General features: G+C 69.1%; 23 protein-coding genes. 13 read left to right on the top strand and 10 right to left on the bottom strand.

Annotation, left to right across the window (positions count from 1 at the left end; all coding sequences use genetic code 11):
* From U9979_RS20885 to U9979_RS20875, 3 genes are all read left to right on the top strand, one after another.
* Positions 1-295: RHS repeat-associated core domain-containing protein (locus U9979_RS20885; protein ID WP_322780705.1), on the top strand; the 295-nt coding region annotated here is incomplete at its 5' end.
* A complete protein-coding gene (locus tag U9979_RS20880) occupies positions 286-660 on the top strand; it encodes a colicin E3/pyocin S6 family cytotoxin (protein ID WP_322780704.1) in 375 nt (124 codons plus the stop codon). The genes U9979_RS20885 and U9979_RS20880, both read left to right, overlap by 10 nt.
* 26 nt (positions 661-686) lie before the next feature.
* Positions 687-1,247, top strand: a complete 561-nt coding sequence (locus U9979_RS20875; protein ID WP_322780703.1) for a DUF6980 family protein — start codon at positions 687-689, stop codon at positions 1,245-1,247.
* 238 nt (positions 1,248-1,485) lie between these two features.
* On the opposite strand, the gene U9979_RS20870 is transcribed toward U9979_RS20875, so the two are convergent.
* Together U9979_RS20870 and U9979_RS20865 are read right to left on the bottom strand one after the other, a co-directional pair.
* Positions 1,486-1,728 (bottom strand): DUF397 domain-containing protein, encoded by a 243-nt coding sequence (locus tag U9979_RS20870; protein WP_322749835.1) that lies wholly within the window; start codon positions 1,726-1,728, stop codon positions 1,486-1,488.
* Positions 1,729-1,890: 162 nt separating this feature from the next.
* Positions 1,891-2,109 carry a hypothetical protein gene (locus U9979_RS20865; protein ID WP_322749834.1) on the bottom strand — a complete coding sequence of 73 codons (219 nt, stop codon included), beginning with the start codon at positions 2,107-2,109 and terminating at the stop codon, positions 1,891-1,893.
* Between the two features lie 199 nt (positions 2,110-2,308).
* Here U9979_RS20865 and U9979_RS20860 point away from each other — a divergent pair, with 199 nt between their 5' ends.
* The gene (locus tag U9979_RS20860) at positions 2,309-2,506 is read left to right on the top strand and encodes a helix-turn-helix transcriptional regulator (protein WP_322780702.1); all 198 of its coding nucleotides are present in this window, start codon (positions 2,309-2,311) and stop codon (positions 2,504-2,506) included.
* Complete coding sequence (locus tag U9979_RS20855) at positions 2,487-3,362, top strand: GNAT family N-acetyltransferase (RefSeq protein WP_322780701.1); 876 nt, start codon at positions 2,487-2,489, stop codon at positions 3,360-3,362. Before U9979_RS20860 ends, U9979_RS20855 begins: the two co-directional genes overlap by 20 nt.
* Before the next feature lie 297 nt (positions 3,363-3,659).
* Here the strand turns inward: U9979_RS20855 and U9979_RS20850 are convergent, their stop codons facing one another.
* A complete protein-coding gene (locus U9979_RS20850; protein ID WP_322780700.1) occupies positions 3,660-4,124 on the bottom strand; it encodes a TlpA disulfide reductase family protein in 465 nt (154 codons plus the stop codon).
* Between the two features lie 562 nt (positions 4,125-4,686).
* On the opposite strand from U9979_RS20850, the gene U9979_RS20845 reads away from it, so the two are divergent.
* Positions 4,687-5,130, top strand: a complete 444-nt coding sequence (locus U9979_RS20845; protein WP_322780699.1) for a hypothetical protein — start codon at positions 4,687-4,689, stop codon at positions 5,128-5,130.
* A gap of 254 nt (positions 5,131-5,384) precedes the next feature.
* Here U9979_RS20845 and U9979_RS20840 read toward each other — a convergent pair whose 3' ends face one another.
* The 4 genes from U9979_RS20840 to U9979_RS20825 all read right to left on the bottom strand — a co-directional run bounded on the left by U9979_RS20840 (position 5,385) and on the right by U9979_RS20825 (position 10,288).
* Positions 5,385-5,783 (bottom strand): hypothetical protein, encoded by a 399-nt coding sequence (locus U9979_RS20840; RefSeq protein WP_322780698.1) that lies wholly within the window; start codon positions 5,781-5,783, stop codon positions 5,385-5,387.
* 3 nt (positions 5,784-5,786) lie between these two features.
* Positions 5,787-6,875, bottom strand: a complete 1,089-nt coding sequence (locus tag U9979_RS20835; protein ID WP_322780697.1) for an XRE family transcriptional regulator — start codon at positions 6,873-6,875, stop codon at positions 5,787-5,789.
* Between the two features lie 322 nt (positions 6,876-7,197).
* A complete protein-coding gene (locus tag U9979_RS20830) occupies positions 7,198-8,676 on the bottom strand; it encodes an amidohydrolase family protein (protein WP_322780696.1) in 1,479 nt (492 codons plus the stop codon).
* A gap of 4 nt (positions 8,677-8,680) precedes the next feature.
* A complete protein-coding gene (locus U9979_RS20825) occupies positions 8,681-10,288 on the bottom strand; it encodes a CoA transferase (protein ID WP_322780695.1) in 1,608 nt (535 codons plus the stop codon).
* An 86-nt stretch (positions 10,289-10,374) separates the two neighbouring features.
* Here U9979_RS20825 and U9979_RS20820 point away from each other — a divergent pair, with 86 nt between their 5' ends.
* The 5 genes from U9979_RS20820 (at position 10,375) to U9979_RS20800 (ending at position 16,386) form a co-directional block, all read left to right on the top strand.
* Complete coding sequence (locus U9979_RS20820) at positions 10,375-11,517, top strand: enoyl-CoA hydratase/isomerase family protein (RefSeq protein WP_322780694.1); 1,143 nt, start codon at positions 10,375-10,377, stop codon at positions 11,515-11,517.
* Positions 11,518-11,648: 131 nt separating this feature from the next.
* Positions 11,649-14,912, top strand: a complete 3,264-nt coding sequence (icmF, locus tag U9979_RS20815) for a fused isobutyryl-CoA mutase/GTPase IcmF (RefSeq protein WP_322780693.1) — start codon at positions 11,649-11,651, stop codon at positions 14,910-14,912.
* Positions 14,913-15,050: 138 nt separating this feature from the next.
* Positions 15,051-15,557 carry a MarR family transcriptional regulator gene (locus tag U9979_RS20810; protein ID WP_322780692.1) on the top strand — a complete coding sequence of 169 codons (507 nt, stop codon included), beginning with the start codon at positions 15,051-15,053 and terminating at the stop codon, positions 15,555-15,557.
* Positions 15,558-15,748: 191 nt separating this feature from the next.
* Positions 15,749-15,988, top strand: coding sequence for a type II toxin-antitoxin system VapB family antitoxin (locus U9979_RS20805; protein ID WP_322780691.1), 240 nt, complete (start codon positions 15,749-15,751; stop codon positions 15,986-15,988).
* Positions 15,985-16,386, top strand: coding sequence for a PIN domain nuclease (locus U9979_RS20800; protein ID WP_322780690.1), 402 nt, complete (start codon positions 15,985-15,987; stop codon positions 16,384-16,386). The genes U9979_RS20805 and U9979_RS20800 overlap by 4 nt, the downstream gene beginning before the upstream one ends.
* Before the next feature lie 59 nt (positions 16,387-16,445).
* Here the strand turns inward: U9979_RS20800 and mftC are convergent, their stop codons facing one another.
* From mftC to mftA, 3 genes are read right to left on the bottom strand one after another with little or no spacing between them, the layout of a single operon-like run.
* Complete coding sequence (gene mftC, locus U9979_RS20795; RefSeq protein WP_416210788.1) at positions 16,446-17,618, bottom strand: mycofactocin radical SAM maturase; 1,173 nt, start codon at positions 17,616-17,618, stop codon at positions 16,446-16,448.
* Positions 17,605-17,907, bottom strand: a complete 303-nt coding sequence (gene mftB / locus U9979_RS20790) for a mycofactocin biosynthesis chaperone MftB (RefSeq protein WP_322753876.1) — start codon at positions 17,905-17,907, stop codon at positions 17,605-17,607. Before mftB ends, mftC begins: the two co-directional genes overlap by 14 nt.
* Positions 17,908-17,962: 55 nt before the next feature.
* The gene (gene mftA / locus U9979_RS20785; protein ID WP_322780689.1) at positions 17,963-18,088 is read right to left on the bottom strand and encodes a mycofactocin precursor MftA; all 126 of its coding nucleotides are present in this window, start codon (positions 18,086-18,088) and stop codon (positions 17,963-17,965) included.
* Between the two features lie 12 nt (positions 18,089-18,100).
* On the opposite strand from mftA, the gene mftF reads away from it, so the two are divergent.
* Together mftF and U9979_RS20775 are read left to right on the top strand one after the other, a co-directional pair.
* A complete protein-coding gene (gene mftF / locus U9979_RS20780) occupies positions 18,101-19,627 on the top strand; it encodes a mycofactocin biosynthesis glycosyltransferase MftF (protein WP_322780688.1) in 1,527 nt (508 codons plus the stop codon).
* A 23-nt stretch (positions 19,628-19,650) separates the two neighbouring features.
* Positions 19,651-20,412 carry an enoyl-CoA hydratase gene (locus tag U9979_RS20775; RefSeq protein WP_322780687.1) on the top strand — a complete coding sequence of 254 codons (762 nt, stop codon included), beginning with the start codon at positions 19,651-19,653 and terminating at the stop codon, positions 20,410-20,412.
* The last annotated feature ends 151 nt before the right edge of the window (positions 20,413-20,563 follow it).

The raw sequence follows: 20,563 nt of genomic DNA, 5'->3' as shown, positions 1-20,563 counted from the left end.
CGGCCTGCCGGTCTTCACCTCCACCGCGTTTCCCCGGTATGGCTGGCTGGGCGGCAAGGAACGTTCCGCCGACACCCTCGGCGGGCTCATCCTCATGGGTGTCCGGTTGTATAACCCGCTGACCGGCCGGTTCCTGCAGGTCGACCCCGTGGTTGGGGGCAACGCCAACGCCTATGATTACTGCACTGGCGATCCGATCAACTGCACTGACCTCGACGGCCGGTGGGGCTTCCACTGGCGGTCGGTGCCGTCGCATGCGGGGCTACGGTCGTGTGCGGTGTGGCGGTGGGTATAGCGGCCAGCGCTGCGGCCTATGCGGCGGAGAACGCGGGAACCCGTAACTGGCGTTGGACGGGCTTTGGCGTCGCCGCTGCGGTCGGCGGCCTGCTGGGCGTACCCGTCGCCCCGGAAGCTACAGCCGGCCGCGCCGTCTACCACTCGGGCGTGGGTAGAATTGGGAAGGCAACCCCGGCCGGTTCTTCCATCTGGAAAAAGTTGAAGTCCTACAAGGGGAAGTTCAGGACGAACGGCAAGAGTGGAAAAGTGCGCAAGTATTATAAGTGGGACTATACGCACGGCGATATCGAGGTCTTTGTTTCGCGAGGTAAGCATCTTGGTAGTGCGGATCCTTACACGGTGATATATATAAGCCTCGAGTGAATGGAAGAAGGATGGAATGATAGAGAATGACATTTGTTGACGACGTTCTTAGTGGAAAAGTCACTCTGGATGATATCGATGCGTATAGCGAGGCGTGGGATAAGTCGCCGGGAGGGATGGAATTTGATGAGTACCTTGGGCTCCTCTGGCCTGAATATGCAATGTGGGCTGAAGAGCACGACGTGCTCGAATATGTGATTGAAGCGCGACGTGCAGGCATCGGTCTCCGTGACTTGTTGGAAGCGCGGATGGCGGATGATTCCACCGCTGCTGCGTTATATCGTCTCAGCGAACGCTACGCGGCAAAGTGGCAAGAAGCTGCTAGCGGCTCTTATTTCGCAAGCGGCCCACAAGGGACTGCGGCCACGACTAGGCACTGCTGCGACATGATGACGCGGCAGGTTAACTGGCGCTGCGACCAGCACTCTGACCCGTTTGATTGTCCAGATGCTCTTGTGGATTTCAGTGTCAGATTTCAGGAGTACGGGCTGATCATTCATGATGGCGGTACGTCGAACATTGCGATCGCCTTCTGCCCCTGGTGCGGAACCCGCCTGCCGGTGTCTGAACGGCCCCGGGTTCTTTAAAAATTGAACCACTCCGGGTTGTCTGGAGGCTCTGGCCTTCAGTGCTGCTGGCGACGATTACCGGTTGGAGTGTGAGCGGGATTGGGCCGTGCTCACGGTCTACCCGGTCCGTTGGTAAGCGTCCGGTCTGATGTAGTGATGATGCCTCCGCCCGAGATGATCGGGTCGGGGGCATCATCACATCCGGGGCCCGGCTCTTCCCCCGTGGGAGTCGGGCCCGCGGACGTTCAGGGGCAGGTCAGAAACGGAATTCGCCGTTCTCAACACCGTCGACGAACGCGGCCCACTCCGCCTTCGAGAAGGCGAGGACGGGTCCGTTCGGGCGGGTCGAGTCGCGGACGACCACTCCGCCGTCGTGCGCTCCGGCTTCCATGCACATCCCTCCGGCGCCGTTGGAGAACGTTGAGATCTGCCAGTCGACGGTGTCCGGGTTGAAACCGGCGAGATCAGGCTTACGGGTACGGGTGTGACTTTCGGACATGGTGATCTTTTTCTGTGGGTGGGGGTTGGTGCACGCGCCGGCCCGCGCCGCACACCCCTGCTGACGAGGGATAGGGGTGGGGCAAGGCGGACCGGCGCGCGATCAGGACGGCCCCTCCTCTCCGGCCGGGGGCGGAACGGTACGGCCGGAGAGGAGCTGGGCTCAGACCCCCTGCCGGGGGTGGAACGGGAACGCGATCGGCACAATCCGGCTGTCGATGTTGCGGCTGCGGGCGTGATGATCCGCGGCGGACACGGTTGGGAACGGCAGGAGCACTTCGACCGGTTGCCGGTTGGGTCCGTAGACGATGATCGCGAACAGGACGGCGTCCGCCGGAACATCCGGATGAGCCGGAATTGGCGGTAAGACGTGCCGGCTCATTCGCGCCGCCGCTGGCGGCTGGCGAGTGAAGGGCTCCTGCGGTACCACGACATCCCCCATTCGTGTCCTGTGCGGGCGGCCGGCCGGTTATCGTGCCGACGCGACACATTCCATGACGGTGTGCGACCAGGGGCCACCCGCGTAGGCATGACGTCACGGGTCACGCACGCCGCACGCACAGACCACGGAGAGGCGCACGGTGGACGATGAGCAGGCACTCGCGCACCTCGCGGGTCGGATACGTCAGCTCCGCGAGGCGGCCGGCATCGTCAACCGGACCGAACTGGCACGGCGGGCGCGGTTCGACCGGTCCGCGGTCAGCAAGGCCGAAAGCGGCAAGCACCTACCGGCGCTGGGCGGCCACCGGACCGGACCCGTTGACCGTCGCCGAGGTTGAGGACCAGGTCGACCAGCACGCGGCGATGTTCACCACAACCGCGCATGACACCCTCGCCCCGAGGGTGTTCGGCACCTGGTGGCAGGCGGAGGGCAGGCTTCGGGAGGCCACCCGGCTGCGCGCCCATCAACGTCTCACTGTGGCCGCGGGCTCCTGCGCCGGACCGCGGCACGGCTCCGTCCCTACCGGGAGTTGCCGCCGGTCCGCGACTTCCACGACGCTCCGCCCGTCCCCGTCCCCGTCCCCGTCCCCGTCCCCGTCCCCGTCTCGCCTTGACCGCCGGGAGCGCCCTGTGACCCTGATCTTTGGACCGCCGTCCCCCGCCCGGCAGATCCCCACCGTGGTCACCGAACGGTTGACCCTGCGGGACTGGCGGGCCGAGGACATCGGCCCGTACTCGGCGATGACCCAGCATCCGGACATGTCCCGCCACACCGGCGGCGGACCCATGGACGACGAGGCCGTGTGGCGTCATGCAGCGTTCCAGCTCGGCCACTGGGCGTTGCGCGGCTTCGGTATGTGGATCGTCCGGGAGCGGGCGACCGGGGAGTTCATCGGCCGTGCCGGACTGTACGAAGAGTTGGGCTGGCCGGGTGTGGAGGTGGCCTGGACGGTACGGCAGGACCGATGGGGGCAGGGCCTGGCGCCCGAAGCCGGGATGGCGGCGGTGGAGTTCGCGTTCACCCACGTCGGTGTCGAGCGGGTCATCTCGATCTGCCACCCGGACAACATCCAGAGTCGTCGCGTGATGGAGAAGGTCGGCCTGACCCTGGACGGCGAGTGGTCCCTCCACGGCCGGCCGAGCGTGGTATACGCCATCAGCCGGGCCGAGTGGGATGCCCGTACCCGCGGCTGACCTCGGTCAGGCCGGCCCGTATAGAATGTCTTCCTCGTGGTCGATGTCGGCAACGTGTATGTCACCATCGGTGATGAAAGCTGAAAATATCTTGACTCGAGAAATGAATTCATACAGAGAGCCGCGATGGTGGAAGCCACTCCTGGTCATCTTATCCGTCGCGGGTGGCGTCCTTGTGTTCATCGCCATTGATGCGGGGGTCGAACCAATATTGGTTACGGCTGTTTCCTTGTCTGCGGGAATTAGTGTCAGGGTATGGCGTCGTACTCGGTGTTGGCAGACCGAATCTGCCACTCGTCATCGTCCATGGTGACGCGTGGAGCGGCCGTTTATCGACGAGGTGGTGGTGGCGGCCTTTCGATGCGCAGGCGAGATCGGCTTGGCCGGAGCCTGGTTCGAACGCAGGAGCGAACGCAGGAGCGTGCAGATGTCCGGTGCTCCCGAGGTGACGTCGGAGGTGATGGTGCCGTTCGCGGCGACCCGTACCGCCATGGGTGTGCCGTGCACTCCGAACGTGGGTCCCACGGTGAAGCCCTCGTCGCGCAGGACGGGGGAACGTAGCCCCAACGCTCGGTTCTCGTGGTCGTCTCCGGTCGAGATGACGAGCAACGTCGGCCCGTCGTGGGGCAACGCCGCGTCCCAGTCCTTCAGCTCGTCCAGGATTTCCCGGCAGAAGCCGCAACCCGGATTCCAGAAGAGCAACAGAACCTCCGTCCCGCGAAAGTCGCCGAGGCTGACGGGATGCCCGTTCGAGCCGGGCACCGTCCTGCGCCCGTACCGGACCCGGCTGGGATTCCGCCGGCTCCGCGCCCGACTGGGTACACCCGCCCAGCCGGCGACATTCAGCCGGCCCGGTCCGGGGCGGCCCAAGGGGCCGAAGAACCGGCCGAAGGCTCCCTGTCCGCCGCACCGCAAGACCACCAAAACGGACAGCAGCTACCGAAAGTAACCTTAAATTTCAAGCTCATCTCGTTGGGCGGGGCTCGGTTGCGTCAGCCGCGACGTACGGCGCAACGCGCCTCCCGAGCGGGCCGGCCTCGCCCGCTAGAGCAGATCCGTCTACCTCCTAGACGGGTGCCGTCTAGGAGGTAGACGGACGCGGTGCGGGCTCGAGAGGTCAACCGGGCGATCGAGCGGGCTGGCGGCGTCTTCGTCCGGCAGGTCGGCTCTCACCGACGTTACCGCGCGACCTATCTGGGCACGGACGGCCACGCGGCCCGTGCGGAAACCGCCGTGCCGCAACACCCGGCGATATCCCGACTGGGACGCTGGCGCGCATCGAGGCGGACATGGCACCGGCTTTCGGAAAGAGGTGGCTACGGACATGACAACTACGACACGGACCAGCTACCGGGTCAACGTCACGCGGGAACGGGACGCGTGGCTCGCCGATGTTCCAGACGTCCCCGGCGCCCACACCTTTGCCCGGAGCTTGTCCGCGCTACGGCGCAGCGTGCAGGAAGTGATCGTGCTCATGACGGACCGGCCCGACGAGGCGTTCGATGATTTCGATCTCGATTTTCGATACGAGATCGGAGACAGCTCCACCGCGGTAGCGACGGCACGTGAGGCGCGTGCCGTCGCCGAGCAGGCCGAGCGGGAATCCGCCGATGCAATCCGGCGGGCGGTCGCAGGTCTTCCCAGCTCACTGTCAGTACGTGACGTGGCCGAACTACTGGGTGTCTCCCATCAACGCGTCGCGCAGGTGCGGGCGGAGCTTGCCCACGGCACCGCCAGGGTGGCCAGGCGAACATCGACCGGCGGGTGAAGCTCCATCGCCTGCACCAAGGACGCTTGCCATGGCGGAATCAAGCGGTCAAGGCGACACATGCCTTTCCAGCAGATCGTTGAACATGTGTGGCGCACTGACTGCTTGAGGCCGCCCGCCCCCCGCTTGTCGAATGAAGACCTGTCGGTGACGTCGGCGGGGCTGTCTCTCCGTTGGGTGCGGAGGGTCTGGACGTAGCCCCACAGGGCGTTGGCCTCGACCCATTCCTGCTTTGTCGCGACCCTCAGCAGGTGTCAGGTCCTGACGACCCGGATGCCGTTCTGGGCGGCGAGCCGTGCGGCGGCGTTGTCGTCGGTGACGAAGAAGCCCTGCACGCGGCGACGGATCATGATTGCGAGTGTCTCGGCCTCACCGAGGTGCTGGTAGGGGCTGTCGCCTGGGCTCGTGAGTTTCTCGCGAAGGAGCCGCGCGTCCTGGAGTTCTGCCGCGTCCGGGGACCAGGGCGACCCGAAGATGTCCTTGGCGTTGGCTAACGCGCTGAGGCCGGGTCTCTGCGCCGACGAGTCGCATTCCGATGCCACGGTGGCGCACCAGTGGCCGTTGCCGTTCGCCAACCGCTCCAGCAGATCCATACGGTTGATGATCGCAAAGTTGATCAGGACGGTGTTGTCCGGGAACAGGAGCACGGCCACGGTTCAGAGACCAAGCGCCATGGCGAGATCATCGACGTCCACGTCGGGCACTGTGGGGATGTCGACTTCCAGCGCATCGGGATCGATGCCGAGCATCCAGGCGAGCGTTCCCTTGCCTAGGACCCCGGATGAGATCCCTGTGAGGTGCGCCTCCTGGAGGGAGAGGGGGAATCGACGCTGGGCGGCCGCGTCCATGCGTAGGGTGATCTCGTCCTCGCTCGAGTCGGACGCCCAGTAATGGCGCAACAGTCGCTGGGTCGTCTGTCCGGCCCAGGTCCGCACGACTGTGGGCAGGTGGCCGTTCAGAGCGTTCAGGCGGCGGGCGAAGGCGTCGGTGGACACTCCCCACTGCCACACGAGCCCAGCCAGCCCGACGGCGTCCAGGTGCTCCCAGTCGATCGCGGCGAGCGACTCGCGGGGGAGCAGAAGGTCCGCGGCGAACGCGTTCGCCGCGGCTTCGTGCCGGTCCCGCTCTGCGTCGGAGAGCTCCTGGTCGTGGTGGCCCCCGACGAGGTGGCCCAGCTCATGCGCCATCGACCAGTTCTCCCGGAACCAGTTCCCGGTCGCCGGGAGCGCGATCACGCGGTGCCCACCTGCGGTGAACGAGTACGCAGTGGACAGGTCGGCGACCCGAACGACATCGACGCGGAGCCGGTTCTCCAACTGTTCTGCGAAGGGCCGCACGAAATTCTCACCCAGCGCCGATCTGACGTCATCGGGGCTCTCCGGAAGGGCCGGTGCCTGCTGCGGCTCGGGGTAGGTCTGCCGGTACGCGAGGGCGATGTCGCGCAGCACCTGCTCGTCGGCATCGCGTCCGGGTATGTCCCGATGGCCCGTCGCGTGGTCGAACCTGTGACGCGCGGCGACGACGAGCCGATGTGGGTCAGACTTTCCGGTGATCAGCCAATGGATGTCCGCATTCAGCAGGTCGGCCAGGCGCGCCAACTCGATTGAGGAGAAGGCACGCTTGCTGTTCAGAGCACGCGAGAACGCATCGGGAGTCATCCCGATGTTTTCTGCGATGTCCCGGTGTCGGGTGGTGGGACGGACCCGCGCGATGTGCTCCAGCATCCGGTCGCCGATGCTCTGCATGGGAGCATGATACCTGTACTGTTGGGAAAATCCCAACCGAACGCGCCCGTTGCTCACACTGGTGAGGCGCGACGATCAAACGGCGGGAGGACACCCTTTCGGACCTGGCGAACCGGCCGTCGGCTGCATGATCGTGGTGGTAGGCGACGTCTAGCTTGAGAGAGATACGTCGATGCGGACGACCGGCACCACGAGGCGTGCGTGGAGGTGCTCGAGACCCATCCAGGTCCGTTGGTGGTCCCCACCCTCGTGATCACTGAGGTCGTCTACCTTTCTGCCTGAGCCTGCGGGCAGCGTCGCCTGCCTCGGTCGGTCAGCCCGGTCAGCGGTTGTCGGCGATCACGTGCCCGGCGGCGATCGTGAGGGTGACCAGGTCGGCGGACAGCGTCCGCAGCGCGATGCGGCCGGGTGCTGCGAGCAGGCAGAGGTCGGCTGGCGCGCCCGGGACGATCCGTCGCGAGGGCCCGCCGGGTCGGTCTGCGTCGCCGAGGTACAGGGCGAGCGCGGTGGCGGCGTCAACCGCTTCGTCCGGGCCGATCGGGCTGCCGGCCGCCGTGCGCCGGGTCACCGCGGCCCGCATCGACGACCATGGGTCCAGGTCGCCGAACGGAGCGTCGGTGCCCGCGGCGACGGCGACTCCGGCGCGGCGCAACCCCGCGCAGCGGTACAGCCACGGCAGGTCCTCACCGTCGACCTCGCGCAGGTACTGTTCGCCGCGTTCGGCGATGAAATGCGGCTGGGTGACGACGGTCAACCCGCGCCCGACGAGCTGATCCAGCAGATCGGGTGGGATGACGGCGCCGTGCTCGATGCGGTCACCCGGGTGACCGGCCCCCGGTTCGTCGTCGGCGGCTTGGAGGACGGCGAGGGTGAGGACAAGGGCAGCGCGGGTCACGCAGTGCACGGCCACCGCCCGTCCGGCGGCCCGCGCACGACGCACGAGCGCAACCAGCTCGTCGAACTCGACCGGCTCACCGTCGTCAATCACGATCTTCACTGGTCCCAGCCGGAGACGCGGGTGGGCTGGCGCCGCGAGCTCGGGGCCGCCGGTCAGGGTCAGCCGTTGCGGGAGGTCACCGCGGGTCACGGCGGCGGTGAGCAGTTCGACCTCGGCCGGTCCGGTGCCGACGGTGGCATCGGTCACGCCAGTGACGCCGAACCCGGCCAGCCCTCGCCCGACGGCCGCCAGATCAGGTGTCGGCGATGGCGGAAGGCGCTCGCGCAGCCAGCTGTCCAACCGGAACAGCCGGCCGTCGGGACGTCCATCCGGGCCGCGTCCTGCTCCGGGCGGTGCGGCGGCAGGCGCGGCGCCACGAGCGCCGGCATGATCGTCGATGCCGATCGCGGCGACGGCGGCGGAGTTGAGCATCCACAGTGCCCCGGAGCGGTGCTGCACCCGCACGGGAACGTCGGCAACCATGGCGTCGAGATCGGCTCTGGTCAGCGCGCCGGCAACGCTGTCGTGATAGCCGACGCCGCGGATCCAGCCACCGGGTTGGACTGTTGCTGCGGCTGCGGCTGCGGCTGCGGCCGCGGCCGCGCTCGCGCGCAGGGCCGCGGCCAGTTCCTCGCGGTTGCGCACGGCCGGCGGACCGCAGCGCACCGAGCCGTCGGCCGCAGCCACCGCGAGTAGATGGATGTGATGGTCGTGCAGGCCGGGTAGGAGCATCCCGCCACCCGCCTGCACGACACGTTCGCCGGGTTCGCGGGACAGCTCCGGGCCGACGGCGGCGATCCGGTCACCGCGGATCCGCACGGACATTCCGGATCGTCCGTTGATTTCGGCGTTGCGGATCAGCATCGGGTCACCCCGGTCGGGATCCGGCCAGCTCCGCGAGGACGCGCGCGGTGTCCGCGCCCAACGTCGACGCCGTGCCGGGCGGCGTCCGGTGGCGGGGCAGTAGCACGGGCGCCCGGGTGCCGGCGGCGTCCACGAACCAGCCGCCGGTCCTGTCTCCGTCCAGACCGGGGCCGGGGCCGGAGTCGGAGTCGGGAGACCACCGGGCGCCCGGGTCGCGTCGGGGGAGTCTCGGACGGGTCCCGAGCAGCGAACCCGCCGCCTCCCGCAGGGCGATGTCGACATGATGGCCGCCGCCGCCGACCACGCACGCGAGCGCCGCGACCGCCGCGTACAGGCCGGTCACCGGGTCTGCGACGGCGTCGGCGAGGAACATCGGCGTCCCGTCCGGCCCGACCGCGACCAGGCCGGCGGCGGCCGCGGCGTCGTCACCGAAGGCCACCCGCTGGCACCACGGGCCGGTCCGGCCGTATCCGGTGATGCTCACCCAGGTCAGCGTCGAATGCCGGGCGAGCAGCTCGGCCGGGTTGATACCGAGCTGGGTCAGCGCCCGCGGTCGGGACGCCTCGATCACCACGTCGGCCCGGCCGATCAGCCGGATGAGGGCCGCCCGGCCCTCGGGCGTGTGCAGGTCCAGCGCAACGCTGTCGTGGCCGGCATGCAGCAGGTCGAAGAACATCTTCGGCCCGGACCGCGCCCCGTCCGGACGCCGGACGCTCTCGACCTTCACGACGCGGGCCCCGGCGAGCCCCAGCAGATGCGCGCACAAGGGGCCGGCCCACAGCGACGACAGGTCGACGACGAGGATCGGTTTCGTCGACGGGACGGGTCGGTGGCCGGTCCCGGGCGGTACGCCGCCGGGCGGTATGCCGCCGATCGGTATGCCGTCGAGGAGGAACGGGGCGAACGGGAAGCGCTGGCCACGGGCGCGGGCCTGCTCGTCGTGGGCCGCGGACTCCGGCTGTGCGACCTCGGCCACGGGCAGGCCGAGCAGCTGCCCCTGTTCGACCACACATCGGGCGGACAGCCTGGCGAACGCGGTCGTGACCGCATCCCATGGCCCCACCGGATGGTTCTGATAGTGATCATCGCCGGCGATCGACAGCCACGCCGGCAGCAGGTCCAGGTCCGAAGCGCGGGCCAGGTTCACCGCAACCCAGCCGTCCCGGGTGGGCAGCAGGCGGGCGGCGCCGCCGGCCGAGCGAGGTCCGCCGCGGGTCAGCCCGCTGATCGCGGCCCGTTCGCCGAGCAGCGCCCCGGCGTCCACCTCCACTCGCTGGCCGCGTGTCGCCGCGAGTAGCCGGAACACCGCCATGGCGCCGTCCAGGCGCTCCATGATCGCCACGTCGGGCGCGAGCGGTGCGCCGTCCGCCGGACCCGTCAACGCCATGGCGCCCGATCGTGCCCAGGCCAGTGCCGATGGCGGATCCACCGTCGGGGCCGGGTCGATCACGTCCGCCGGCGGGTCCTCGGCCGCCTGCCGGTGGACGACCGTCGCGCCGAGGCCATGCAGCAGTTCCCGCGCGGCGAACCACATCCCGGCGCCGCCCTGTGTTTCCTGCTGTAGGTCGGTCGGGGCGGCGAGGAAGGTCAGCCCCGCCAGCGGGAGGCCCACCGCGCCACCTCCCATCCGGATGCCCGTCTGGAGGCTATCGGGAGCCTGGTTGTCCCCGCATCCACCACCGGCTCACCGGCTACCGTGTGCCCGTGCCGCTCCCGTCCGGTTCCCAGCCAGCATCTGCCCAGCCAGCATCGCTCAGCCCGGTACCACCGGTCGACCTCTTCCCGGTGGACGTGGCGGCAGACCTGGTGGACGCGGTGTTACCGGCCGATCTCCTCGACGTCCTCGGCGGCGTTCCGCTGCTGGCGCTTGAGTTGACCGACACCGCTTCCCCCGGCATGACCGCGGCGCTGGAGCGGTTGGTCCGGGCGCGCCCGCCGGTCGTGATCGTCGGGGTGATCGATGGCGGGAAGCTGCCCACCGGCCTCGCCGTGGGCGCGCCGGATGTCCTGCTCACGGCAGGCCCGGGGGAGATCGTGACGGTGGCCGCGCGGGAGGGAACGCCCGGTGCGGTCGAGGTGGACGACGTCGGCGCTGCGTTGGCGAGCCTCACCGCGAAAGTCCGGGCAAACCCACGTGCCGCAGTCACTCTTGCCGGTCTGCTGCGGCTGACCACGGGGTTGTCCCCGCTCGACGGGCTGGTCGCCGAATCGCTGGCGTATTCGACGCTGCTGGCTGGGCCGGAGTTCGCCGCCTGGCTCGCCCGGCGCGGCCCGATGCGCCACCGCGACAGCGCCGAGCCGGTGCGGGTGCGTCGGGTCGGCGGTCACCTGCGCCTCACGCTGAATCGGCCCGAGGTCCGCAACGCCTACGACACCGCGACCCGCGACGCGCTCGTCGCCGCGTTGCGGGCGGCGCGGTCCGACAGGGGCGTCACCGAGGTCGTCCTGGACGCGGCCGGGCCGGCGTTCGGCAGCGGCGGCGACCTCAGCCAGTTCGGTACGGCACCTGATCCCGCGACCGCGCACACCGTCCGGGTCGGCGCCAGCGCGGCCGCGGAGATCGTCCGGTTTCCCGGCCGGGTCAGCGCCCACGTGCACGGGGCGTGCGTGGGCGCGGGCATGGAGCTGCCCGCCTTCGCCGACCATGTGGTCGCGTCCCGGGACGCGGTGTTCGCGCTGCCCGAACTCGCGATGGGCCTGGTGCCCGGGGCCGGCGGCACGGTCAGCATCACCCGCCGGGTGGGCGCATCCCGGACCGCGTGGCTCGCCCTGACCGGTGCGCCCCTGGACGCGGTGACCGCTGTTCGCTGGGGCCTCGTCGACGAGCTTGTCGAGGCTTGATCCGAGGCTTGATCCGAATTTTCGGCAGGTGCGCGCGGACGTTTCGGCGCCTACTATGTGGACATCCTATTATCTGTTGTCCAACTACCGGCGGCGGCACGTGCCTGCCGCGGGGCTCGGAGGTCAGACGGATGAGTGCAGCCGACCGGTCCGCCCTGCATGCGCCGACCAATCCGGTGCGGATCGTCACCGCCGCTTCCCTGTTCGACGGGCATGACGCGGCGATCAACATCATGCGCAGGATCCTGCAGTCGCAGGGCGTCGAGGTGATCCACCTCGGCCATGATCGTGGCGTCGACGAACTCGTCACGGCCGCGGTCCAGGAGGACGCGAGCGGGGTGGCGCTGTCGTCCTACCAGGGTGGCCATGTCGAGTACTTCACGTATCTGGTGGAACGGCTGCGCGAGCGCGGCGCCGGCCACGTGCGGGTGTACGGCGGGGGAGGGGGCGTCATCGTCCCCGAGGAGATCGCCCTGCTGCACTCCCGCGGCGTCGCCCGGATCTTCTCGCCTGAAGACGGGCAGCGCCTCGGCCTGCCCGGGATGATCAATATGATTGTCGCCGCCTGTGACACCGATCTGGCCGAGCAACCCCCGCCGCTGTCGGCGGTCCTCGCCGGTGAGCAGGCCGCGCTCGCGCGGGCGATCACGGTACTTCAGGCCGGCAGGTCGCCCGAACTCGCGGCGCAGCTCCGGGCGGCGGCGCGGCCCGAGGTCCCCGTCCTCGGCATCACCGGGACGGGCGGGTCGGGAAAGTCCTCCCTCACCGACGAGCTGTTGCGCCGCTTCCGCGTCGACCAGCAGGACAAACTGCGCATCGCCGTCATCGCGGTAGACCCGACCCGCCGCCGGGGAGGCGGCGCGCTGCTCGGTGACCGCATCCGGATGAACGCGCTCGGTGATGCCGAGGGTGCGGCCACCATCTTCTTCCGCTCCCTGGCGACCCGGGGTGCCGGCGGCGAACTGCCTGAGCGCATCGGTGACGTGATCGCCGCGTGTCGGGCCGCCGGCTACGACCTGGTCGTCGTCGAGACACCGGGTATCGGGCAGGGCGACGCCGGGATCGTCGACCTCGTCGACGTCTCGCTCTACGTGATGACACCCGAATACGGCGCCGCGTCCCAGCTTGAGAAGATCGACATGCTCGACTTCGCGGACGTCGTGGCAATCAACAAGTTCGAGCGGTCCGGGGCGGATGACGCCCGCCGCGACGTCGCCCGCCAGCTGGTGCGCAACCGGGAGGCGTTCGGTGTGTCCTGGACGGACATGCCCGTCTTCGGGACGAGCGCGGCCAGGTTCAACGACGACGGCGTCACCGCGCTCTACCAGCACCTGACCGGTCTGCTCGCAGCCAAGGGCCTGCCACTGGCGGCCGGAGTACTACCCACGGTGACGGTCAAGGCGTCCTCGGGGCTTGCCACCGTGGTCCCATCGGCCCGCGTCCGGTACCTGGCGGAGGTGGCCGAGACCGTCCGCGCCTACCACCAGCGCAGCGCTGAGCAGGCCGAGGTGGCGCGGCGGCGCCAGCACCTGCTGACCGCTCGGCGTGAACTCGCCGCCGCAGGCCACGATCAGGGTGCGCTCGACGGCCTCGACAGCCTGCTGGACGATGCCGAGAAGGCCCTGGACCCGACCATCGGGGCACAGCTGGAGAGCTGGCCGGCCACGGTGGCGGAGTACTCCGGCGACGAACTCGTCTACACGGTGCGGGGAAAGGACATCCACACTCCGCTGCGTCGGGTCACCCTCTCGGGCACCTCGATACCGCGGGTGGCGCTGCCGCGCATCAGCGACCACGGCGAACTCGTCCGCTTCCTGCAGGCGGAGAACCTGCCCGGCCGCTTTCCGTTCACCGCCGGGGTGTTCCCGTTCAAGCGGGCCGGCGAGGCACCCGCGCGGATGTTCGCCGGTGAGGGCGACCCGTTCCGGACCAACCGGCGGTTCCACTACCTTTCCCGGGGGTCGGCGGCCACCCGGCTGTCCACGGCGTTCGACTCCGTGACGCTCTACGGCCGCGACCCGGCGCCGCGTCCGGACATCTACGGCAAGGTCGGCACCTCCGGGGTGTCAATCGCGACCCTGGACGACATGTCGGAGCTCTACGCGGGCTTCGACCTGTGCTCGCCGACGACGAGCGTCTCCATGACGATCAACGGCCCGGCGCCGACGATTCTCGCGATGTTCCTCAACGTGGCCGTGGACCAGCGCCTCGACGCGTTCCGGGCCGACCAGGGCCGCGAGCCCACCACCGAGGAGGCCGCGGGCATCCGGGCGCACGCACTGGCGACCGTGCGGGGCACCGTGCAGGCCGACATCCTCAAGGAGGACCAGGGCCAGAACACCTGCATCTTCTCGACCGAGTTCGCGCTGCGGTGCATGGCGGACGTGCAGGAATGGTTCATCGCCCACGGCGTCCGCAACTTCTATTCGGTGTCGATTTCCGGATATCACATCGCGGAGGCCGGGGCGAATCCGATCAGTCAGCTCGCCTTCACCCTCGCCAACGGCTTCACCTATGTCGAGACCTATCTCGCCCGCGGTATGGCCATTGACGACTTCGCGCCGAACCTGTCGTTCTTCTTCTCCAACGGGCTGGACGCGGAATACACGGTCATCGGTCGGGTCGCCCGGCGGATCTGGGCGGTGGCGATGCGCGAGCGTTACGGCGCGTCGGAACGGTCCCAGATGCTCAAGTACCACGTGCAGACATCCGGGCGGTCTCTGCACGCGCAGGAGATGGACTTCAACGACATCCGCACGACCCTGCAGGCCCTGTGCGCCATCTACGACAACTGCAACAGCCTGCACACCAACGCCTATGACGAGGCGGTGACCACCCCGACCGAGCATTCCGTCCGCCGGGCCCTGGCCATTCAGATGATTATCGACAACGAATGGGGTCTGGCGGGCAACGAGAACCCGTTGCAGGGCTCCTGTGTCGTCGATGACCTCACCGATCTCGTGGAGGAGGCGGTGCTGGCCGAGTTCGAGCGGATCTCCGAGCGTGGCGGCGTGCTCGGTGCGATGGAAACCGGTTACCAGCGCGGTCGCATCCAGGACGAGTCCATGCTGTATGAGCAGCGCAAGCATGACGGCACACTGCCGATCATCGGGGTGAACACGTTCCTCGACCCGGCGGCCGACGCCAACCCGCGCGGCCCGGTGGAACTCGCGCGTGCCACCGAGGACGAGAAGCGCTCCCAGCTGGCCCGGCTCGCCGACTTCTCGGCCCGGCACGCGCAGGAGGCGCCGGCGGCGCTACGCCGGCTGCGGGAAGCCGCAGCCGCCGGCCAGAACACCTTCGACGTGCTCATGGACGCGGTCCGCTGCTGCTCGCTCGGCCAGATCAGTGACGCGTTCTTCGAGGTTGGCGGCCAGTACCGGCGCAATGTCTGATTCATCTGACAGGAACTGATCATTCGGTCAGGCGGTTCGGCTTCGGGCGGCGTGGGGAGAACGGTGTGCGCGCCGCCTTCGGTCAACTACGCTGGGCCGGAGCCGCGTGTGTCCGAGGTTGTCAGGAGTCATCTGCCCGTGTCCTCCCCGAAGCCGCTGCCGTTCGACCCCATCGAGGAGGCACGGCGGCAGTGGACGGCGCACGGGTGGGCACAGGCCGCCGACGGCATGGCTGCGGTCACCTCCGTGATGCGGGCGCAGCAGATCATCCTCGCCCGGGTGGACGAGGTGCTGCGCCCGTTTGACCTGACCTTCGCCCGCTACGAACTGCTCATGCTGCTGCTGTTCAGCCAAGCCGGATCATTGCCGATGAGTAAGGTCGGCAACCGTCTGCAGGTGCATCCGACGAGCGTGACGAGCGCGGTTGACCGGCTCTCGTCGCAGGGGTTCGTCCGGCGCATCCCACATCCGACGGACCGGCGGGCCACCCTGGCCGAGATCACGCCGGCCGGTCGGGACGTCGCGACCGCGGCGACCGACCGGCTCAACGAGAGCGTCTTCACCAACCCGGATCTGTCACCTGATCAGATCACCTCGCTCGTCGAGGTCCTGACGGAGTTCCGCGGCCGCGCCGGCGACTTCTGAGCCGACTTCTGAGCCGACTTCTGAGCCGACTTCTGAACCGACTTCTGAACCGGCCGCCTTCGGACCACGCACATCCCGACCCGGTGGTATTTACCTGGTGTACCGGCCTTGTCACGATCCGACCCGGTGTGTATCGTCGTCTTTGGATTTGCTGACAAGCAAAATACACAGGGGTGTGTATGTTAATGACCATGACGGACGTGCGGACTAACATCGTTGTCAACGACGAGTTGATCGAGGAGGCGATGCGCATCTTCGGCGTGAACACGCGGCGCGAAGTCGTAGATCTTGCTCTGCGGCATCTCATCGGCCACGCGACGTTCCAACGTCGGGCGCTGGCGCTGGAAGGCATGGGCTGGGACACGGACATGACCGAGATTCGCCCGGGTTTTGTGTCAAATCTCCAGGACGCCTCGGTGGAGGATCGATGATTCTCGTTGACACGTCCGCGTGGGTTGAGTTCTTCCGCAAGACCGAGTCACCGGTCCACCGGCGGTTGCGCAATCTGATCGACGAGGACGCCTATCTGGTGACCACGGAGATCGTTCGTTTCGAACTTCTCGCCGGTGCCCGGTCCGACACGCATCACCTTGAGCTGCTGGAGCTGCTCGCGCCCCTGCCCGTCCTTCCTCTTCGCGACAGTGGCGACTATGAGGACGCCGCGGGCCTGTACCGATCCGCTCGGCGTGGCGGTGTGACGGTCCGGGTGCCAACCGACTGCCTCATCGCGCAAGCGGCTGTCAAGGCCGACGCGAGCCTGTTGCATGCAGACCGCGACTTCGATCACCTCGCCCGGGTCACCGACCTGCGCATCGAACCGGTGGCGTGAGCTGCCGGTCGTCAGCGCGGGACGGTGCCAGTGTCGGACGTTGTCAGCGCCGGACGTTGTCAGCGCCGGACGGACAGGGGGAGCAACCGCCGGTTGCTGCGGTCGTTCTTGCTGTGGTCGTTGTCGACGGCGGGCAGGCTCGCGGGGTTCACCGCGGCCAGTGCGGCCTCGCCGTGGCCGAGGACGCATTCGGGGTCGGGGCCGTCCAGCGGCAGCCCGGTGAAGAACTTCGCTGCCATGCAGCCACCCTGGCAGGCGTCGTAGTGCCCGCAGGATGCGCACGCTCCGGCACTGCCCGGTTCCCGCAGCTCGGTGAACAGCTCCGACCCCCGCCACACCGCCGCGAACCCGCCGGCGTCCAGCACGCTGCCGGCGCGGAAGTGCTCGTGCAGGGCGAACGGGCAGGCGTAGACGTCCCCGACCGGGTCGATCAGACAGACGACCCGCCCGGCGCCGCACAGGTTCAACCCGGGTAGGGACTGGCCGTAGGCCGCCAGGTGGAAGAACGAGTCGCCGGTCAGCACGTTCGGCCGGGCCAGCAGCCAGGAATGCAGGTCGCGCTGTTGGACGGCGGTCGGGTGCAGCTCGGCCCAGGAGTCCCGACCCCGACCGGACGGGCGTAGTCGGGTGATCCGCAGTTCGGCGCCGTAGTCCCGGGCCAGCGATTCGAACGAGTCGAGCTGGCTCGCATTGTGCCTGGTCACGACCACGGACAGCTTGAACGCGCCGAATCCGGCGGCGGCGAGGTGATCCATGGCCGCGCGGGCCCGATCATAGGAGCCGGTACCGCGGACCGGGTCGTTGGTCATCGCGTCCGCGCCATCCAGGGAGATCTGGACGTCGACGTAATCCAGTGAGGCGAGCCGCCGCGCCTTCTCCGACGTGATCATCCCGCCGTTGGTGGAGAACTTGACCCCGACACCATGGTCGACGCAGTACTCCAGCACCTCGAAGAAGTCGGGCCGAGTCATCGGCTCGCCCCCACCGACGTTGACGTAGAAGACCTGCATGTCGGCAAGCTGGTCGACGACCGAGCGCAGCTGGTCGGTGGTCAGCTCGCGAGGGTCTCGCCGACCGGAGGACGACAGGCAGTGGACGCACGCCAGGTTGCAGGCATACGTCCACTCCCAGGTCAGGCAGATCGGCGCGTCGAGGCCACGGCGCAGCTCGTCCTGCAACGACCGGCTCGCTACCGCCGCTGGTGCCTGCCCGGCTAGCTCAGTGACGCTCACGGATGAACCCCGTTTCCACCAGGCGGGCCAGTGCCCGCTCCACCGCCGGCCGTTTCGCTGTGGGTACCACGCCGAGTGCGGCATCCGCGGAGGGCTGGTCCGCGAGTGCCCGCACCACGGCGAGCAGATCGAGATCCTTCAACAGGGACAGCCGCCGGGTGTCATAGGAGTAGGCGAGCGCGCCGAACCGCTCCGGGCGCAGCGCGACCTTCGGATGCAGCTCGTAGGCGCGGTCGCGGTCAAAGGCGCCGGTCGCGACCGGCGCGGCGGCGTGCGGGGGTGAGGGCATCAGTGCTTGCGTCGCCGTCTTCGACTGTGGCCGCTTGATGTCGGTGGCTGGTTGATCAGTAGACGCCGCACATGCCGTCGATGGACACGTCCTCAACCAGGAGATCCTCAAGCACCGGCTCGATTGCCGGCACCTCGGCTGCGGCGACGGGACTGTCGCTGTCGACGTCGACGGAATCCATACGGTTCCTCCTGTGCGTCATACGGACGGAAACACCAACTGTGACGGTAGCCGGCTGCCCGGGCCCGCGCCTGGCCCGCTACCCGGCTGCTTCTCGGTTCAGTGTGAACCGGACCTGCGGGTCCTGTCGCGTGGTCGGGTACTGCTCGGCGGATCGCCGCTGCGGTTGCTCACCCTGAGTCGCGCTGGCGCAGCCGTGTTCGAGGCGCTCGCGGGCGGTGCCACGGTGACGGCGGCCGGCGCCGGCGCGGGTACGCTCGCCCGCCGGCTGGTGGACGCCGGGCACGCCGATCCCGTGCCACCGACCGGTGCTACCTCTCACCCGTCCAGCCCGCCCGGCGCTTGTGCCATGCCTGGTCCGGATGACGTCACCCTTGTCATCCCGGTCCGCGACCGGGCGGCGGAGCTTTCGCGGTTGCTCGCAGCCGTCACCGGGACCTGCCGGGAGGTCATCGTCGTGGACGACGGCTCCACCGACGCAACCGCCGCGGTCGCGCGGCGGGCCGGTGTCCGCGTCATCCGGCATGACTCGCCGCTGGGGCCCGCGTCCGCCCGCATGGCCGGGGCGCGAGCCGCGGCAACCCCGCTGGTCGCCTTTGTCGACTCCGACGTGCTGCCCGGCCCGGACTGGCTTACCAGGCTGCTCCCGCAGCTGGCCGACCCGATGGTCGCGCTCGTCGCCCCGCGGGTCGCCTCAGCGCCACACCGGGCACTGCGCGCCCGGTACGAGATGTCCCGGTCGCCGCTGGACCTGGGCTTGCGGCCCGGTCCGGTCCGCGCGGGCAGCCGTATCTCCTACCTGCCGGCCGCGGCGCTGCTGATCCGCCGGGAGCTGGCCGACTTCGACCCGGCGATGCGCTACGGCGAGGACGTCGACCTGGTGTGGCGGCTGACCGCGGCCGGCTGGTCGGTGCGTTACGAACCGGCCGCGGTGGTGCTCCACCAGCCCCGGTCGTCCTGGCGGGGCTGGGTCACGCAGCGGGTCGGCTACGGATCGTCCGCGGCAGCGCTCGCGTTACGCCATCCCGAGCCGTTGCGGCCAGTGCGGGGCGCTGCGGCCGGTGTCGCGGCGGGTGTCGTCGTCGCGGCCGGGTCCGCTGCCGCGGTTGCCGCGGTCGCCGCCACTGCCGGGGTCGGCGCGGTGGTCAGCGCCTGGCGCCTGCGCCGGACGTTCACCCGCCTGCGCACGCCCGTGCCGCGGGCCGGGCTACACGCGGCGGTCCTGGTCGCCCGGGGCCGGCAGCATGCAGGCTGGGCTGGCGCGGACACCGCGCGGCGCGTGTGGCTGCCGCTGCTGGCCTTCGGTGCGGGTCGGCCCGGCCGTCGTGTCCTGCTGGTCGCGGCGACCATACCGACCGCGTGGGACTGGTGGCGAGAACGTCCGGATGTCGGGCTCGTCCCCTACGTCGCGTTGCGGATGGCGGACGACGCGGCCTACTGCGCCGGGGTCTGGTGGGGTTGTCTGCACGCCCGCACCACGCTCCCGCTGCGCCCTGCCGTCCCGCTGCGTCCAATCTTCGGATCGGGTGCGTCCGGGTGAACGGGCCGGCATGCTCAGGCGATATGGCCAATGTATTAGTCGATGTCCGCCCGCCCGCGGCGGTTGTCACGCTGAACCGTCCCCAGGTCCGTAACGCGATCACTCCTGAACTGATCGGCGAGCTGCGAGCCGCGATCGTCGACCTCGACGCCCGGGACGATGTGCGGGCGATCGTCCTCACCGGTGCCGACCCGGCCTTCTGCGCCGGCCTGGACCTCGTCGCGGTGGGCCAGGGCAGGTTCAGTGAGGCTGCGAACTGGGACGAAATACCCTTCGATCAGGTGCTGGCGACCACCAGGCCGTTGATCGGAGCGATCAACGGGGCGGCCGTGACCGGTGGCCTGGAATGGGCGCTGTGCTGCGACTTCCGTATCGCCTCGGAGCGCGCGCGGTTCGCCGACACCCACGCGCGGGTCGGCGTGATGCCGGGCGGCGGGATGACCTGGCGGCTACCCCAGGCGGTCGGGTTCGCCTGGGCACGTCAGATGTCGTTCACGGGCAACTACGTGGATGCGGCGCAGGCGCTGCGGATCGGTCTGGTCAACGAGGTGGTGGCACACGAGACTCTGCTGGCGCGGGCTCTGGAGATCGCCGCGAACATCGCCACCATCCCCGCGGGGGATCTCGCTGACATCCGGGCCATGTATCGCCAGTCGGAGGTCGGCACCGTCACCGACGCGATCGCGAACGAGAAGGATGTCGCGGGCCGGCGTTCGTTGGATGCCGGCGAGGTGGCCCGACGGCGCGGTGCGGTGATCGAGCGCGGCCGAGGCCAGGTCGGGTAGCGCGGGTCGGGCGCTTCACGGGCCATAGCGTGGCGTCGGCTTGCCGACCTTGGTTGTCTCCAGGGGTACGGTGGCGACACGCGGATATCCTCAGTGATGTGACCTACCTCGACCACGCGGCGACCACGCCGATGCGTCCTGAGGCCGTGGC

The organism is Protofrankia sp. Cas4 (assembly GCF_963555915.1).
Lineage (GTDB): Bacteria > Actinomycetota > Actinomycetes > Frankiales > Frankiaceae > Protofrankia.
Note: the sequence above shows the minus strand (reverse complement) of the source record. Positions and strands in the feature narration are given on the sequence as shown.

Bases quoted from the DNA above. Each gene is read 5' to 3' on its own strand.
- mftB (WP_322753876.1), bottom strand. From the start codon at position 17,907: ATGCCCTCACCCCCGCACGCCGCCGCGCCGGTCGCGACCGGCGCCTTT.
- U9979_RS20835 (WP_322780697.1), bottom strand. From the start codon at position 6,875: ATGCAGAGCATCGGCGACCGGATGCTGGAGCACATCGCGCGGGTCCGT.
- U9979_RS20865 (WP_322749834.1), bottom strand. From the start codon at position 2,109: ATGAGCCGGCACGTCTTACCGCCAATTCCGGCTCATCCGGATGTTCCG.
- mftA (WP_322780689.1), bottom strand. From the start codon at position 18,088: ATGGATTCCGTCGACGTCGACAGCGACAGTCCCGTCGCCGCAGCCGAG.
- U9979_RS20845 (WP_322780699.1), top strand. From the start codon at position 4,687: ATGACAACTACGACACGGACCAGCTACCGGGTCAACGTCACGCGGGAA.
- U9979_RS20870 (WP_322749835.1), bottom strand. From the start codon at position 1,728: ATGTCCGAAAGTCACACCCGTACCCGTAAGCCTGATCTCGCCGGTTTC.
- icmF (WP_322780693.1), top strand. From the start codon at position 11,649: ATGAGTGCAGCCGACCGGTCCGCCCTGCATGCGCCGACCAATCCGGTG.
- U9979_RS20830 (WP_322780696.1), bottom strand. From the start codon at position 8,676: ATGCTGATCCGCAACGCCGAAATCAACGGACGATCCGGAATGTCCGTG.
- U9979_RS20800 (WP_322780690.1), top strand. From the start codon at position 15,985: ATGATTCTCGTTGACACGTCCGCGTGGGTTGAGTTCTTCCGCAAGACC.
- U9979_RS20875 (WP_322780703.1), top strand. From the start codon at position 687: ATGACATTTGTTGACGACGTTCTTAGTGGAAAAGTCACTCTGGATGAT.
- U9979_RS20805 (WP_322780691.1), top strand. From the start codon at position 15,749: ATGACGGACGTGCGGACTAACATCGTTGTCAACGACGAGTTGATCGAG.
- U9979_RS20775 (WP_322780687.1), top strand. From the start codon at position 19,651: ATGGCCAATGTATTAGTCGATGTCCGCCCGCCCGCGGCGGTTGTCACG.